Here is a 16,863-nt window from a genome sequence, read left to right as displayed (position 1 = left end):
GTATTGATGGGGCGGGACTGGATGAACAGCGAAGCGGCAGGCGAGGTCAGCGCCTTTGCGCTTGATCCGCGGCCCGCCTGGTTGTGGTCGGGTGACGGTGAAACGCTGATCTGGCGCAACGCTGCGGCATGGCTGTACCGGGCGAAGGAGAAGGATGGCGCGCTGAAGCCTGCCGCCCTGCCCGTGCCGATCAAGGGCCAGGTGGCCCGGCTGGTGCGCATCGGCGTCAATGGCCGTGGTTCGCTGTCGCGGCTCCGGTTTCTCGCCGGTAGCAAGCCCCTGGCGGCCACTTGCCTGTGCATTCCGCAAGTGCTCGACGGTCAGCGGGTGCTGCTGATCATCGACACCCAGGAACTCGATGCCGATCCCGAGAGCTTCCGGCAAGCGCTGGCGCTGCCGCAATTCGAAGACAGCCCCGCCCAGGCCGTGACCGACCGGCATGGTGAAGTGATCGCGCTCTCCGATGCGGCGCGGGCGCTGCTGAGCGAGCCCTATGGCGGGGTCAATCGCGCCACGATCGAAGCCGACAGCGGTGTCGGGAGTACCGCCCTGCCCGCAGGGCCGGATGGCGAGACGCTGATGGTCATCTGGCGGCGCGAGACCGACGCCACGCCCGCACCGAATGTCGAAGATCCGGCCTATGGCATGACGCCGCCCTCCGCGGCGGCTGACCAGCCGCCCGCCACGCCAGACGACACCGAGACACCCGAAAACGAAACGCCCAAAACCGAAACAGCAAAACTTGCACCGCCGGTGTCCGGGGACGCCGAGGTCGAGAAGACCGCGGTCGAAGGCCAGGAGATACCGATTGATGAAACGCCGGTGGAAGTGGTTGCCGAGCCGGTGACCGCCGCGCCGGAAACCGTCGATGATCCGGCGAACGAAAACCGGGACGACACCGAAGCCGGGGCGACCGAGCATGATGGCGCGCCGGCGGACTTCGCAGAAAGCGAACAGCCGGTCGAACAGGCCCCGATCGAAGAAGCGGGCCCCGGACCGCAGGTGTTAACCGGGCTGATCGATCGGCTGGGCGGAAGTGATGCGCTGTTCGCGCCGCTTGATGAAGACAGCGAGGATTTCGGTCCGCCCGTGCCGCTGAACCCGCCCGCGCCCAGCGCGCCGGATTCGGGCGGCCGCGCCCTGTTTTCGCTCGACCGGCATGGCCGGCCGCATGGCACGAGCGGCGGCCCCTATCGCTTTTCGGCAAGTGACACCATCGATGCCGTGCTCGAAATGATCGATCCGCTCGACCAAGACCTCGCCGAGGCAGCCATGGCGGGTGTGAGCCTGCAACCGCTTTCGGTGACGCTGGCGGATGGACGCCCGGTGCGCATGGTGCCGCTGTTCGAGCGGCTGGGCGGTTTTGATGGCTGGCATGTTTATTCAGAGCCCGATCGCCGCGAAGCAGAGCCCCGTGAGCCCGTTGAAAATGGCGGCAGCTACGACGCGGAAATCGAAAAATACTCGCCTGAAGCTTCGGAAGACGCGCAGACCGAAGCGGATGCCGGCGCGGCGGAGGCCGATGATGCTCCTGAAGACGCGGCGCCACGCGAAGAGACACCGGCGGACAACGCTGCTGGCGAAGAGCCCGCAGGCGACACCGGGCCGATCGATGAAAAGAGCCGGTACAATTTCACCGAACTGTCCCGCCTGTTGAACGACCGGATCGGAGGCGGCGAGACCGAGCCGCCGGTAACCGAGCGCAATTCGGCAAGCGAGCCTGAGACTGGCGGGGCCGACCTGGTGCCGCTGAGCGACGAAACACTTGTGCTCAACCGGTTGCCGCTGGGGCTGCTGGTTTTCCGCGATCAGGCCCTGTTGTTCGCCAACCGCGCCATGGCGGAACTGACCGGCTACGGATCCTCCACCGCGCTGAGGGAAGCCGGATTTGACACGCTCTTCCCCGAGGTCAGCGATGACGACGATGCGGTGGGACCGGTGACCCACCTCACCCATCGCAACGGGCACAAGGTGGCGGTGGTCGCAAGGCTGCAGACGATCGCCTGGCAGGGGCGGCCCGCCTATCTGCTTTCCGCCCGCGCCGCCGACGCCGCGCCGGTCGAGGAAGAAGACGAAGGTGGCATGACCACGCGCGCGACGGTCGAACTGATCGCGGCGCAGTCGAATTGCGGTTTCATCCAGTTGACGAGCGAAGGCCGGATCGCCGGCATCTCCGACCTCGGGGCACAGATCATCGGTCCGGCGCGTTCGGTGCTGCTGGGCCGCCCGCTGTTCGACTATCTCGACGAGAAGGGCCGGCAGAAGCTGGCGGGTTTCCTGGCCGGGCATTTTGCCGGAGAGGACACGCTCACGATCACCGCGGAAGCGGGTGCGGGACCGGCGGACGTTTCCCTATTTGTCGACCGTGGTGATCGGCGCAAGAACTTGCGCCATCACGGCTATCTGGGGCTGGTGCGGATCAGCCCCGCGCGGGAAGCCGCCGCGGCCGGTTCGGCGGTCGTGCCCACTCATGACGATATGGCGCCGCTGCTCGCCCATCTCAGCCATGAACTGCGTGGGCCGCTCAATACGATCCTCGGGTTTTCCGAGCTCATCGCCTCGCAGGAGCTCGGCAATTTTACCATTGACCGGCTGAACGAATATGGTCGCGACATTCACCGGGCCGGGCGCGAAATCCAGGCCATGATCGACGAGATCGCGGATCTTTCCCGCTTCGAGGGCGGCACGTTCACGCTCGAGGAAACCGAGATCGAGCTCAACGCCCTGCTTGAAAGCTGTGCCCGCCGTATCCGCCCGCGTGCCAATGCGCGCCGAATCGTGTTGCGCAGTGCCGTATCGCAGACCCTGCCCGTCATCCGCGCCGACAAGACGCTTCTGGACCAGACCGTGATGAACATGCTGGCGAGCGCCGTGGCGATCTCCACCGACGGCGGCAATGTGGTTCTCAGCGCGCAGAGCGAGGCGACCGGCGGGGTGCTGATCCATATCCGCGACCATGGCCGGCCCAGTGGCTCGCGCAGTGCCGAAGAAGGCTTCGTGGTCTACAAGGACAGCGACGGCGAAGGGCTCGATGGCGGCGTGCCCCGTTCGCATATGGGGCTGGCGGTAACACGCTCGATGGCGCGGGCCAACGCCCTGACGCTGAGCATCGACCGGCAGGACGACGCCGGGACGCTGATGTCGCTGATCGTGCCCGCAAACAAGGTCATCCGCCGCCTGTCGCAGGGCTGACGCTGGCGCAGGCCGGCCTGGCCCTGTGTGGCAGACTGTCGCATCAACCCAGACACCGAGATCCATCTACTGGCCCGGAAAACAAAGGGTTTTTTCGGGAGTTTGGAACGGGTGTAAACTGCGAAATGTAACTAACGCGCTGTTTTTGTAACGCTATTTGACTTGGCGGCTGCAAATGGTGAGAACAGGTCAGCCCTATCCGGGAATTTGACCCCGCTGAAAGGAGACCTTCATGCCCACAGCGCTTCGCCGCGCGGCACTCGCCGCGCTTTTCGGCCTTTCACTCACCGGATTTGCCGCCGCCCAGAATGGCAGCGTCAACATCTACAGCTATCGCTCGCCCGACCTGATCGCCCCGCTTCTCGACCGGTTCGAAGAAGAAACCGGCATCAAGCCGGTGGTGCTGTTCGCCAATAACGGCCTGATCGAACGGGCCGCGGCGGAAGGCGAGAATTCGCCCGCCGACCTGATCCTGACCGTCGATATCGGCAACCTGGCGCTTGCCAAATCCGAAGGTGTGACCCAGCCGATCCCCGAAGCCGCGCTGGAGAATGTGCCGGATGCCTATCGCGATGCCGAAGGGCACTGGACCGCGCTGTCGCTGCGCGCCCGGGTCTTCTATGTCTCCAAGGACCGGGTCGATGCCCAGGCGCTGAGCTATGCCGACATTGCCGATCCCGAATGGAAGGGCCGCGTGTGCACCCGATCGGGCCAGCATGTCTACAATATCGGTCTGATCGCCTCGCGGATCGCGCATATGGGCGAAGACGGCGCGCGGACCTGGCTCGAAGGTGTGCGGGACAATCTGACCGGCGCCCCGACCGGCAATGACCGGGCGCAGGTGAAGTCGATCTATTCGGGTGAATGCGACCTCGCCATCGGCAATACCTATTATATGGGGCTGATGCTCAATAATGAGGAAGAGCCCGAGCAGAAGGACTGGGCCGCCTCGGTGCGGATCATCTATCCAGATGCCGATGGCACCGGCACGCATGTGAACGTATCCGGCGCTATCCTTGCCAAGCACGCACCGAACAAGGACAACGCGGAGAAACTCATCGAATTCCTGCTTTCCGAGGAAGCGCAGGAGATTTATGCCAGCACCAACCACGAATTCCCCGTTGTGCCGGGTGTTCCGCTATCCGAGACGGTGGCAAGCTGGGGTGAGCTCAAGGCAGACGACACGCCACTGACCGAGATTGCCGCGTTGCGCGACGCCGCCAGCCGGCTGGTGGACGAAACACGGTTCGACGAAGGACCGCAAAACTAGGGGTAATCCCCTTTTGACGGAGAACGGCCATCGCCGGCGCGAGATCCAGCGAGATCAGTGAACCGACAAGCCGCCGGTGGCGTATGCCGCCGGCGGCCAATCTCGTTCTGGCGCTGCTTGCGGGGCTGCCGATCCTGGCGCTGCTGGCGGTCGCCCTGACGGGCAGTCCGAGTGGCGGGTTCGGCGCCACGATCCTGCCGGCGGCCCTCCGGGAGACGGGTTCGCTGCTTTTGCTGGTGGGCATCGCCACATCGCTGATGGGCCTTGTCGCGGCCTGGCTCGTCTCCAATTTCGAATTTCCGCTGCGGCGGGTCTTCGAATGGGCGTTCATCCTGCCGCTCGCTATTCCGACCTATCTGTCGGCCTATGCCTGGGTCGAGTTCATGAGCTTCACCGGACCGGTGCAGGAAATGGTGCGCGCCGCAACCGGCGCACAAACGCTCAGGGATTACTGGTTCCCCGATATCCGCAACGTGCCGGGCGCGGCTTTTGTGATGAGCCTTGTGCTCTACCCTTATGTCTATCTCAGCTGCCGGGCATTCTTCCTGATGCAATCGGGGACGGTGACCGCCGCCTCGCGGGCGCTGGGGGCTTCGGGAAGCCGAACGTTCTTCGCTGTCATCCTGCCGCTGGCGCGGCCGGCGGTGATCGTGGGGGCGACGCTCGCAATGATGGAAGTGGTCAACGATCTCGGCGCCGTCGAATTCTTCGGGGTGAAGAGCCTGACCGCCGTGATCTACGCCACCTGGATCAACCGGGCCGATCTGCCGGGCGCCGCGCAGATGGCCCTGACCCTGGTGCTGGTGATCGGGGTGCTGATCTGGCTCGAACAGCATGCGCGCCGGCGCCGGGGCTATCTGATGCCGCGGGACAGCCGCACGCCTCCGCCGCGCACCCCGCTGTCGGGTGGCCGGGCGGCGCTGGCGGTCCTGTTCTCGGTGCTGGTTATCGGGCTTGGCTTCGCGGTGCCGTTCGGGGAACTGATGTCGACCGCCTTCGGCCGGTTTGTGCGCGGTTCGGTGCCAGAAGGGGTGTGGGCCGCACTCATTCAGACCGTCTGGCTGGCCCTGGCCGGCGCGCTGGTCTGCGTGATGCTGGGCTATTTCACCGCCCGGCGCGCGCGGTCTGGCGGGGCACCACTGATCCGGCTCGCGGTTCTCGGCTATGCCGTGCCCGGCACGGTGCTGGCGCTCGGGCTGGCGCTACCGCTCGGCGTCATGGATGGCTGGCTCAACGATGCGAGCCGCGCCTTATGGGGCGGCTCGGTGGGCCTGGTGCTTTCGGGCTCGGTGTTCGCGCTGATCTATGCCTATGCGGTCCGGTTCCTGGCGGTGAGCCATAACGGCCTCGACAGCGCGCTCAAGAAGCGCGGCGACAGCATCATCGATGCCGGCAAGGTGCTGGGCGCCAGCCGGGCCCAGATCTTCTTCCGGGTCGAATTGCCGACCCTGCGCCCGGCGCTGGCGGCCGCAGGGGTGCTGGTCTTTGTCGAGTGCATCAAGGAATTGCCGGCCACGCTGTTGTTACGCCCGCTCGGGGTCGAGACGCTGGCGACCTATGTCTATTCGCAGGCCAGCGCCGAACTGTTCGAAGCCGCGGCCGTGCCCGCGGTGCTGATCGTCATGGTCGGACTGGTGCCCGTCTTGCTAGCGGGCCGGCTGCAGGCGAGCAGCCGATAGCAAAAAGGCCGGGCAATGCCCGGCCTCGTATTCAGTGCTGAACCTTGGTGACCGTTCCTCATTGGCCATCCTCAGTTGGCCATCCTCAGTTGGCCATCCTCAGTTAGCCATGGGCCGGCCGTTCTGGTCGAACCGGTGGAAGTGGTCGCCTTCCGGAGAGAAGCCGATCTCCGACCCCGGCGTGATCGGCGCATTGCCGCGCTGGCGCACGACAATGGGTTCGCCAGAACCGATATCGGCATAGATAAAGGTATCCGATCCCAGCGCCTCGGTATGGATGACCTTGCCGTGCCAGACGGCATCGCCATTGGCGAGCTCGATATGCTCAGGGCGTACGCCGACGGTGTGGGCCTTGTACTTCTCGGCGAACTGCCCGGTGAGGAAGTTCATCTTCGGCGAGCCGATAAAACCGGCGACGAAGAGCGAGTTGGGGCGCTCATAAAGTTCGATCGGCGTGCCGACCTGCTGCACTTCACCATCCTTGAGCACAACGATGCGGTCGGCCATGGTCATGGCCTCGACCTGGTCGTGCGTCACATAGATCATGGTGGTGTTGGGCAGGGATTCATGCAGCTCGGCGATCTCGATGCGCATCTGCACGCGCAGGGCTGCATCGAGGTTGGAGAGCGGCTCATCGAACAGGAAGACGCGCGGATCGCGCACGATGGCCCGGCCGATGGCGACGCGCTGACGCTGACCGCCGGACAGCGCCTTGGGCAGGCGATCGAGATATTGGGTCAATTGCAGCTTCTCGGCGGCTGCTTCGACCTTCTTGCGGATCTCGTCCTTTGGTGTGTTCAGCAGCTTGAGCGAATAGGCCATGTTGTCGAACACGGTCATATGCGGATAGAGCGCATAGGACTGGAACACCATGGCGATGCCGCGCTTCGACGGTGCCACGTCATTGACCACGCGGCCATCAATCTCGAGCGAGCCGCTCGAAATCGACTCGAGCCCCGAGATCGTGCGGAGCAGGGTCGACTTGCCGCAACCAGATGGCCCGACAAAAACGATGAACTCGCCCGACCTGATGTCGAGATTGATGTCCTTGAGCACCTCCACAGGCCCGTAACGCTTGTAGAGATTTGATATCTTGAGGTCAGCCATGGTTCCTCCCCTAACCGTTGCCACGCTGCGTCTGCCATTCTGGCGCCTGCGATGCAGGCCTATGCCACAATCAGATTTGCAGTGTTACTACATATTTTCTACACAATGCGTACCATTAGCCCGATATAAGCGTCCAGATTGAGATGGCCGCCTTGCCGCGGGACAAGATCACCGTGCCAGTCATTCTGCTCGATATCGAGGCCGGACGGCAACTCAAAGTCCCGTTCATCTGACGTCATGTTGAACACGCATAGTGTTTCCGCATTACCGTGACGGCGGATAAAGGCCAGCACACCGGTGCCTGAATCGAGCAGTTCGATATCGCCTTTCACCAGTTCCGGGCGCTGGCGGCGCTCGGCGATGAAGGCGCGATAGAAATTGAGAATGGATTCCGGGTCTTCCTCGAGGCGGTCGACCGCATGCACCAGGTGGTCTGCCGGCACCGGCAGCCACGCCTTGGGTGCGGCGGAGAACGCCCCGAGATGAGATGCGGCCTGCCAGACCATCGGGGTTCGGCAGCCATCGCGGCCCTTGTAATTGGGCCAGAACTCAATGCCATAGGGATCGACGAGATCGTCGAATGACAATTCGGCCTCGGTGAGACCGAGTTCCTCACCCTGATAAACGCAGACCGAGCCGCGCAGGCACAGCATCAGCATGGCGGCCTGTTTGGCGAAGCGCAGCTCGTAACCATGGGCAACCTGCCAGCGCGAAATATGGCGCATGACGTCGTGGTTGGAAAACGCCCAGCACGGCCAGCCATCGCCCACCATCTCTTCGAGATCGGCGATGCGGTCATGAAAATAGCCGGCGTCATATTCACCACCGAGAAAGTCGAAGGTATACGCCATGTGCAGCTTGTTGTGGCCCGAGGTATAGGCCGACATGATCTCGAGCTGGCGCTGTGCATCGCCCACCTCGCCGACCGTGGTGGTGCCCGGATATTCGTCGAGCAGGGCCCTGAGCTGCATCAGGAAAGGCAGATTCTCGGGCTGGCTCTTGTCGTAGAGATGATCCTGCAGATTGTAGGGATTCACCGCCGGCGCGATCGAGGCGTTGTATTCCTCGGGGTCGACGGGCGGGTTCGATTCCAGCCCTTGTGAATGATAATAGAAATTCACCGTGTCGAGGCGGAAGCCATCTACGCCGCGCTCGAGCCAGAAGCGGCATTCGGACAGCAGCGCCTTGCGCACATCCGCATTGTGGAAGTTGAGGTCCGGCTGGCTGGCCAGGAAGTTGTGAAGGTAGTACTGGCAACGCCGGGGATCCCAGGTCCAGGCCGAACCGCCAAAGATCGACAACCAATTGTTGGGTGGTGAGCCATCTGGCCGCGGATCCGACCAGCAATACCAGTCAGAGCGCTCATTGGTGCGCGAGTGCCGGCTTTCGGCAAACCAGGCATGCTGATCCGAGGTGTGGGAAATGACCTGGTCGATGACCACCTTGAGACCGAGGGAATGGGCACGCTCGGTCAGCCGGTCGAAATCATCGAGCGTGCCGAAGATCGGGTCGACGCCGCGATAGTCGGACACGTCGTAGCCGAAATCCTTCATCGGCGAGGTAAAGAATGGCGACAGCCAGATGGCATCGACCCCGAGATCGGCGACATAATCGAGCCGCTGTGTGATGCCGACGAGATCACCGATCCCGTCGCCATTGGAATCCTGAAACGAGCGGGGATAGATCTGGTAGATTACCGCCCCGCGCCACCAGTCCGGATCGGTGGCGCGATCCGATACGCCCTGCGGCGCTGTGGTCATGGTGCTCGAGCTCATATCCCCTCCCCGGCGCGGTTTTCCCGGCGCCAGTAATTCGCGTTGTGTTCGACGGCCCGCCTCGCAATCCATCATGCGGTCGGGTTCCAGCCCGTCACAGAGAAAAGCGCGGTGACGCGCATCACCCTGCCGTAACCGCGTCACCGGCGCCTCGACAGTTCCGGTGTCCGGCCCGCGAGGGCCGAAGCGGCCCGAAACTGTTTACCAAAACGTTTTGGCTGGCTAAAGTTAGCCGAGACGGCTTGATCAGGTCAATAGATTGTAGTCGTTATGCGCAACCAATGCGCGACAGCAAATGCTTGAAAAACAAACGAGAATAAGAAGAAGCAAGGCGAGGGGCGGCCGGAGGGAAAATCGGGTCACGATCAAGGATCTGGCGCGCGATCTCGGTTTGTCGATCACAACGATCTCCCGGGCGTTGAACGGATATTCCGATGTCAGCGAGAAGACCCGGCTGCGCGTTGTCGAAGCCGTGCGCGAATCCGGTTATCAGCCCAATCGCAGCGCCCAGCGGCTGGTGACCCAGCGCACCCATTCGCTCGGCTGGATCAAGGATGAGCGTGCCGGCGCGATCGCGGATCCGCACTTCGTCGAGGTGTTTGCCGGGGTTCTGCGCGCCTGCCGGACCGAAAATTACGACCTCGTCTTTGCCGCCGGACACCATTCTTCCCAGACCAGCGCTTATGACCGGTCTATCCGCGAGCACAGCGTCGACGGGTTCATCGTCGATCTGCCGCAGCCGCGCGATCCACGCATTTCGTTTCTGCTCGATGCCGACGTGCCCTTTGTGGTGCATGGCCGGGAGAGCCGCAGCAGCCAGTACAGCTGGGTCGATATCGATAATGCCGGGATCTTCAAGGCGCTGGCTGGGCTGATGTTCGACAATGGCCATCGGCGTATCGCACTCGTGAATGGCGATGAGCATTTCGCCTATGCGATCGAGCGGCGCAAGGGTGTAAACGCCGCCATCCGGCAGCGCGGTCTGCCCGCCGATTGCGTGACCTATCTGTCGACAACCCACCCGATGGGGCTGGCCGGCTATCAGCTCACCGAACAGGCGCTGGCCGACCCGAGCGTCACCGCGATCCTTTATTCATCGTCGATCATGGCGATGGAGGGTCAGGCCGCCGTCTCCCGCGCCGGACGCGTGGCCGGCGGCGACCTTGCCGTTGCCACCATGGATGACGGGCTGCGGCACGTCGATCTCAGCCCTTATGAGGACCTCTTCACCTTTGCGCGTTCGCCTTTGCGCGATGCCGGTGAAAGGCTGGTGGATGCCCTGGTCGCGCGCTGCGAGCGGGACGAACCGCCCAGCGGCAAGGAGATGGATGTGACCTTTCACATCGCTCAAGGCCTCGATTCGGCCGGGTTGCCCAAGAAGTGGCGGCCGGCAAAAGCGGCGTGAGGGAGTGAGAAGCGGTTGGGCGAAGCCCAAACCGAGGTTCCGGTGGAACCTTGGTAGTGCTGGAACGGGTGGGGCTGAAGCCAGCTATCCGGCCACAGTCTAGCCTGTTTCTCCTTCGTCATTCTCGGGCTCGACCCGAGAATCCATGACGAGGTGCCATTCAGCAAACGGTATGGATGGTTCGCGACCGCTGAACCTGCTGCAGCGCCTCATGGACCCTCGGATCAAGTCCGAGGGTGACGAGCGAGTTGGAGCAGCCTCTTTCGAAAAACTTATCCCCGCCCCCTCCCACCCGATTATCATCCACTCACCTGCCGGCACGGAGCGAGGATGCATACGAGCCTTCTGCCGGAAAGGGTCCGGGTTCCTTGAGGGTCGCCTCAGGGAAGGCCAAAACTGCGCCGGAGCCGGCTGCCGTCAAGGCGGCGGTGTACTTTGGAAAGGTGGCGGGGATTGACCCCAGCCCGTTGACGCAGTCCAAGCCCAAAACCCCGGGTGAGAGAGGCGCTGGCCGTCTCATTGTTTTAGTTTTGCGACGAGACGCCCTGCGCCTCTCTCCCGCTCTATCGCAAACCCTGGAGGTGAAAGCCTGCCGGGCGTGTTCGGGTGAACGCTTGCACCCATACCGCGCTGTCCCGGCCAGTCCTCCGCCGTGAGACAAAGAGAGAGCCGGGACCTCGTGCAATGTCTGGGCCCCGGATCAAGTCCGGGGCGGCCCGAAATACCTGGCGAGGGAAAAGGAGGACGAGAGAGGGCGCAGCCCGAATGAGGACCCCGGCGCACTTTTGCGCCGCGGCGTCGCAGGCGCAGCGGAGGTCACAGCGACCAGCGTCGTGACCGGAGCGGTGCGCGCCGTGAGACTAAATCGATGCCCTCACCCTGAGGCGCGAAGCGAAGCTGAGCCTCGAAGGGCGAGGGCCTGAGGAGTATGGCCCCGCGGCTCCGAGCCGTTCATCCAGGTCAGCAAGCGAAAGGGCGCGGTGTGACCCGCGCCCCTCGACCTCTGCGTCATGAAGTCGGAGTGATCAGCCGCCCTTGACCGAGCCGGCCAGAAGGCCGCGCACGAAGTAGCGCTGAAGGGAGAAGAACACGATCAGCGGCACCACAATGGTGATGAAGGCACCCGATGTCAGGATCTCCCAGTTATTGCCGCGCGAGCCGAGCAGGCTGACGAGTTTGCCGGTCAGGACCAGCTTGTCCTCCTGCGCGCCCAGGAACACCATCGCCACCAGCAGATCGTTCCAGACCCAGAGGAACTGGAAGATCGAGAAGGAGGCGAGTGCCGGGAAGCTCAGCGGCAACACCATGGTGGTGAAGATCTTGAAGTGGGAGGCCCCGTCCATGCGGGCGGATTCCATCACTTCCTTGGGCAGGCCGGCCATATAGTTGCGCAGCAGATAGATGGCGAGCGGCAGGCCGAAGGCGGTATGGGCAAGCCAGATGCCGAGATAGGTCTTGCCGTCCTCGGCGCCGAACACATTGGCGATGCCATTATACATTCTGAGCAGCGGAATGAGCGACATCTGCAGGGGCACGACCAGCAACCCGACCACCAGCGCCACGATCAGCCCCCGGAAGGGGAACCGCATCCAGGCCAGCGCATAGGCGGCGAAGGCCGCCATCAGGATCGGGATGATAGTGGCGGGGATCGTCACCGTCAGCGAGTTGATGAAGGACCGCCCGACCCCGTTGGCGCTCAACACCTCGGCGTAGTTCTCAAGGGTGAAACGGGGCGGAATGGCCGCGATATAGAAGACGCGCGGCCCACGGGTGTGGGTGAATTCGGTGTCCGAGACCCAGGCGAAATCGCCAGAGGCCTCAACCGTGATCGCCCCGCCATCGCGCATTTCGAGGGAGTCGCCCGGGGAGGCTTCGGCCAGGGTGTTGGCGGTCAGCCCGAAGTTCTGAAGGGTCTTGTTGTCCCCTTCACCGAACAGATTGCCGCGGATGACGAACTGACCGTTCTCCTCAATCTGGTCTTCGGCGGTGCCGAGCCGGGTCACCTCCTGCACGGTGGCGGTGGTGAGCGCCGTCCACCAGCCGGAGACGGCGAGTTGGTCCTTGTCGCGCAGCGACGAAATCAACAGCCCTGCAGTGGGAAAGGTCCACAGGATCACCAGGAACAGCAGGGCCGCATGGGTCAGCAGCTTGCCGGTATTGATGCGCGAGAGAAATTCGGGGATGCCCGATTGCGGGCGGGCCTCGACGCGGGTGTCAGCAACATCGGTCATCAGCGTGTCCCCTCCTCGGCATTAGCGCGGCGAATGTTCCAGATCATGATCGGCAGCACGGAGAGCATGATCACCACGGCGATGGCCGAGCCGCGGCCATAGTCGAAATTGACGAACATCCACTTGAACATGAGGTTGGCGAGCACCTCGGTGTCCCACTGCCCGTTGGTCATGGCGAAGATGATGTCGAAGACCTTGAGCACCACGATGGTGATGGTGGTCCACACGACAACGATGGTGCCCCAGATCTGGGGGATCATGATGTCAAAGAAGATACGGACATCGTTGGCGCCGTCGATGCGGGCGGCCTCGAGGGTTTCCTCGGGGATGCCGCGCAGGGCGGCCGAGAGGATCACCATCGCGAAACCCGTCTGGATCCAGATGAGGATGACCATCAAGAAGATCGAGTTCCACACCGGCAGCGTGATCCAGGCCTGTGGCGGCAAGCCGAGGCCGGTGACGATGGCGTTGAGCGCACCGATCTGTTCGGAGCCTTCGGAGCGGAAGTCATAAACGAATTTCCAGATCACCGAGGCACCGACGAACGAGATCGCCATGGGCATGAACACCAGCGACTTGGCGATCTGGCCCCACCACAGCCTGTCGGCAAGCACCGCGATCACCAGCCCGAAGCCGGTCGACAGCGAGGGCACGATGATCAGCCACATGATGTTGTTAAACACCGAGCGCTGGAAACCATCGTCACCGATGGCCCAGATGTAGTTGTCGAGCCCGACGAACCCGACGCTGGCATTGTCGAGCAGGCTGAGCCTGACCGTCTCGATCACCGGATAAACCAGGTAGATCGAGAGAAACAGAAGCGCGGGAAACATGAACAGCCAGGGCCGGATGTGGCCACGGATGGCATCGTTCCGCGCCGAGCCCGTACCGGTATCCGCCGCGGTTCCGAAAGTCTTGTCGAGCAGCCAGTTCGAAACCCAGAAATAGGCGACAGCGGCCAAAAGGGCGACGGCCACCGCCACTGCGGCTCCCAGTATCTGTTGCAGAACATCGGTCATCAGCGCCTCCTCCAAGCGTCGCTACTGCCGTTCTCAACCCGGAGTTCGTGTCTTGGTGCCGATTTCCCCCGGGGACCCGGTGACGGGTCAGTATCTGTGCTTCCTTGTGGCGGAAGTCTTGATCTTGGTGTTCCAGTCCTTGGTTCCCCCGGCGCCTGAAGGCTTTCACCCCAGGCGCCGGCGGTAATCCGGTTGGCGGGGGCGCAGCGCGCCCCGGCCTCAGCAGGTTAGCGGATCGCGTCCCAGCTGTTCTGGATGTCGTTGGCCACTTCCTCAGCCGAGGCACCGCCGACAAAGTCGACCATACCAGACCAGAAGCTGCCCTGACCAACCGCGGCGGGCATCAGATCGGATGCGTCGAAGCGGAAGGTGGTCGCCTGCAGGAGGATTTCACCTTCACCCTTGAGCGTTTCGTTGCCGTAGGTTTCGGTGTTGGCGGCCTTCAGCGTGGACAGGAAGCCCGACTGCGCCATCCAGATCTCGTTCGAGATCGGGTTCCCCAGGAACTCGATAAAGGCACGTGCCGCTTCGCTGTCCTTGGTGATGGTGGCGAGGGTACCAGCGCCAAGCACCGGCTTGCCGAGGTCCTTGCCTTCATAGGCCGGGAAGTAGAAGAAGTCGGCATCAACGCCCAGTTCCGTGCCTTCGGGGAAGAAGGAGGGAATGAACGAAGCCTGGTGGTGCATGTAGCACTCGGCCGGGACCGAGAAGAGCCCGAGCGGGCTTTCGCGGAAGTCGGTGGTGCCCACAGCGGCGGCGCCGCCGGCAACCATCTCGTCGTTCTTTGCGATCGAACCGAACAGTTCCATCACCTCGATGATCTTGGGATCGTTGAACTTAAGATCGTTGGACACCCAGGCGTCATAGTCTTCGGGCGAATGGGTGCGCAGCATCAGGTCTTCCATCCAGTCGGTGGCCGGCCAGCCGGTCGCACCGCCCGAACCGAGCCCGATGCACCACGGGGTGTTCCCGTCAGCGACCATCTGGTCCTGAAGCGCGAAAAGCTCTTCAAGGGTGGTCGGCACTTCATAGCCGGCATCGGCGAAATTGTCCGGGGAATACCAGACGAGGGACTTCAGGTCCGACTTGTAGGGCACGGCATAGAAGGTCGCATTGCCGTCAGGATCGTCATAGGTGCCGAGCGACACAAGGCTGTCGCCTGCTGCGTGGGCTTCGGACACGAACTGGCGCATATCGTCGCCAAGCGGCACCAGATAGCCCTTGGAAGCCATATCGGCCAGAAGGCCGGGCTGGGGCAGAATGGTGATGTTGGCCGGGCTGCCCGCAGCAGCGTCGATCTGAGCCTGCTGCTCGTAGTTTTCCGAGGAGCCGTATTGCACGTCAATGCCGGTGGCGTCCTCGAAATAGGCGAGCACAGTCACGAACTGCTCCTGGTCACCGCCTTCGCGCCAGGGACCCCAGATGGAAAGCGACTGGCCTTCCATGCCCTGATGGGCGGCCGCGAATTCTTCAAGCGCATCCCAGCTGAACGCGCCTTCGCCTTTTGGAAAAATCAAGTCCTGCGCCGACGCGCCAGAGGCGGCCACCGCAGTGAGAATGCTGGCGGAGATTCCCGCCATCATGAGTTTACGCATGCATTCCTCCCATCGCATGTGGAGCGTTCATCGCTCCGGTCTTGCTCGTCAGTACACGGGGTCACCGGCCAAGGACGGTTCCCAGTGTGAAACGGTGATCAACGCCTCCTCTCCAAAACGTTTTCGGAAACAGCGGAACTTTCAGGCCCCATCGGGTTCCAAAACGTTTTGAGTGCGTTGACGATTTTGACCGTGGCACAAAGCTGAAAGCTTGCCAAGAGTGTTTCGCGCGGCGGATACGGAGCTTTGCGTATCGACCGCTCACATGGGGCGGTCAATCGGAAAGCATCGCCTTGAACGCGTTAAAGGACTGTTTTGGCGCTCTTTTCTGGGTTCTGTAGTCGACATCGACGATCCCGAAACGCTTGGCGTAGCCTTCCGCCCATTCGTAGTTATCGAGAAGCGACCAGGCGAAATAGCCCCGGATATCGGCACCGTTCTGCTTTGCCTTCAACAAGGCGGCAAAATGCTCGTCATAGAATTTGATGCGGCGCGGGTCGTCGGTCCCCCTCACCTCGGCCATGCCGTTCTCGGTGATGTAGATCGGCCCCTTGAAATAGTCGTTCGCCACCCGGGTCACGAGGTCGGTCAGGCCCTTGGGATAGATTTCCCAGCCCATCTCGGTCTTTTCGAGCGGCCCGGGCACGTCCTTCACCGGGAAATAGGGGCTTTGCGGGTCATGAGCCATCAAGGAACGCGAATAATAGTTGATGCCCAGCCAGTCGAGATCGGCCCCAACGGTATTCATGTCGCCAGGGACCGAATCGGGCAGGTTTGCGCCCAGCCATTCGACGACATCGGCGGGGTATTCGCCCTGGGTCACGCCGCCGAGATACCAGCGGTTGAAGATCCCGTCGAACAGGTGATTGGCGGCCACGTCCTCGGGGCTGTCGGTGGCCGGTTCGGCCTTTTGCAGATTGACCACAATGCCGAGATTGCCTTGCCCCTCGGCACGCAGCGCATTGACGGCGCGACCATGGGACAAAAGAACGTGATGCATGGCGCGGGCGGTGGCGCGGATGTCGCGATAGCCTGGTGCATGCGCACCCCAGAAATGACTGAGCCAGGCCACGCACCAGGGTTCGTTGATGGTGGCGACGGCGTGCAGTCGATCGCCGAAATGCTTGTGGATCAGCAGCGCGTAGTCGGTGAACCAGTCCGCGATATCGCGGTTCATCCAGCCGCCCTCGTCCTGCAGGGCGCTGGGCAGATCCCAGTGATAAAGCGTGGCAAAGGGCTTGAGCCCGCGAGCCAGCATGCCGTCGATCACCCGGTCATAATAGTCGATACCGGCCTGATTGACGCGGCCCGTGCCTTCGGGAATCAGGCGTGGCCAGGCGAAAGAAAAGCGATAGGCATCAAACCCGCCTTCGCGCAGCAGGTCGAGGTCCTCGGCCCAGCGATTGTAATGATCGCAGGCAATCTCGCCGGTCTCGCCGTTATGAACATTGCCCGGCGTGCGCGAGAAACTGTCCCAGATGGAAGGGCCGCGGCCATCGGTCTGCCCGCCTTCAATCTGGTAGCTGGCGGTTGCGGTTCCGAACACGAACCCGTCGCCGAAATCGGCGCGCTTGTGAGTGAACATGGCCT

The 16,863-nt window shown here is 62.8% G+C and carries 10 protein-coding genes; 4 read left to right on the top strand and 6 right to left on the bottom strand.

The genetic code is table 11. The features are described 5' to 3' along the window. Nucleotides 1-21 precede the first annotated feature (21 nt). The 3 genes from G489_RS0111960 to G489_RS0111950 all read left to right on the top strand — a co-directional run bounded on the left by G489_RS0111960 (nucleotide 22) and on the right by G489_RS0111950 (nucleotide 6,141). Nucleotides 22-3,192, top strand: a complete 3,171-nt coding sequence (locus tag G489_RS0111960) for a sensor histidine kinase (RefSeq protein WP_029041731.1) — start codon at nucleotides 22-24, stop codon at nucleotides 3,190-3,192. A 232-nt stretch (nucleotides 3,193-3,424) separates the two neighbouring features. Continuing rightward, nucleotides 3,425-4,462 (top strand): extracellular solute-binding protein, encoded by a 1,038-nt coding sequence (locus tag G489_RS0111955; RefSeq protein WP_029041730.1) that lies wholly within the window; start codon nucleotides 3,425-3,427, stop codon nucleotides 4,460-4,462. Nucleotides 4,463-4,545: 83 nt separating this feature from the next. Then, a complete protein-coding gene (locus G489_RS0111950; RefSeq protein WP_035872538.1) occupies nucleotides 4,546-6,141 on the top strand; it encodes an ABC transporter permease in 1,596 nt (531 codons plus the stop codon). Nucleotides 6,142-6,240: 99 nt separating this feature from the next. Here the strand turns inward: G489_RS0111950 and G489_RS0111945 are convergent, their stop codons facing one another. Together G489_RS0111945 and G489_RS20335 are read right to left on the bottom strand one after the other, a co-directional pair. Further along, nucleotides 6,241-7,248 (bottom strand): ABC transporter ATP-binding protein, encoded by a 1,008-nt coding sequence (locus G489_RS0111945; RefSeq protein ID WP_029041728.1) that lies wholly within the window; start codon nucleotides 7,246-7,248, stop codon nucleotides 6,241-6,243. Nucleotides 7,249-7,346: 98 nt separating this feature from the next. After that, a complete protein-coding gene (locus tag G489_RS20335; RefSeq protein WP_051332577.1) occupies nucleotides 7,347-9,023 on the bottom strand; it encodes an alpha-glucosidase in 1,677 nt (558 codons plus the stop codon). Nucleotides 9,024-9,318: 295 nt separating this feature from the next. On the opposite strand from G489_RS20335, the gene G489_RS0111935 reads away from it, so the two are divergent. Further along, nucleotides 9,319-10,428: a LacI family DNA-binding transcriptional regulator gene (locus G489_RS0111935; protein WP_029041727.1), complete on the top strand. Its 1,110-nt coding sequence runs from the start codon at nucleotides 9,319-9,321 to the stop codon at nucleotides 10,426-10,428. A gap of 1,025 nt (nucleotides 10,429-11,453) precedes the next feature. Here G489_RS0111935 and G489_RS0111930 read toward each other — a convergent pair. The 4 genes from G489_RS0111930 to G489_RS0111915 form a co-directional block, all read right to left on the bottom strand. After that, nucleotides 11,454-12,659 (bottom strand): carbohydrate ABC transporter permease, encoded by a 1,206-nt coding sequence (locus G489_RS0111930; protein WP_081691547.1) that lies wholly within the window; start codon nucleotides 12,657-12,659, stop codon nucleotides 11,454-11,456. Next, the gene (locus tag G489_RS0111925; protein ID WP_029041725.1) at nucleotides 12,659-13,666 is read right to left on the bottom strand and encodes a carbohydrate ABC transporter permease; all 1,008 of its coding nucleotides are present in this window, start codon (nucleotides 13,664-13,666) and stop codon (nucleotides 12,659-12,661) included. Before G489_RS0111925 ends, G489_RS0111930 begins: the two co-directional genes overlap by 1 nt. Nucleotides 13,667-13,905: 239 nt before the next feature. Then, on the bottom strand, nucleotides 13,906-15,273 hold the full coding sequence (locus G489_RS0111920; protein ID WP_029041724.1) for an ABC transporter substrate-binding protein: 1,368 nt from the start codon (nucleotides 15,271-15,273) through the stop codon (nucleotides 13,906-13,908). A gap of 274 nt (nucleotides 15,274-15,547) precedes the next feature. Then, a complete protein-coding gene (locus tag G489_RS0111915) occupies nucleotides 15,548-16,858 on the bottom strand; it encodes a GH1 family beta-glucosidase (protein WP_029041723.1) in 1,311 nt (436 codons plus the stop codon). Nucleotides 16,859-16,863 lie beyond the last annotated feature (5 nt).

Origin of the sequence: Cucumibacter marinus DSM 18995, assembly GCF_000429865.1 — a bacterium.
Lineage (GTDB): Bacteria > Pseudomonadota > Alphaproteobacteria > Rhizobiales > Devosiaceae > Cucumibacter > Cucumibacter marinus.
Note: the sequence above shows the minus strand (reverse complement) of the source record. Positions and strands in the feature narration are given on the sequence as shown.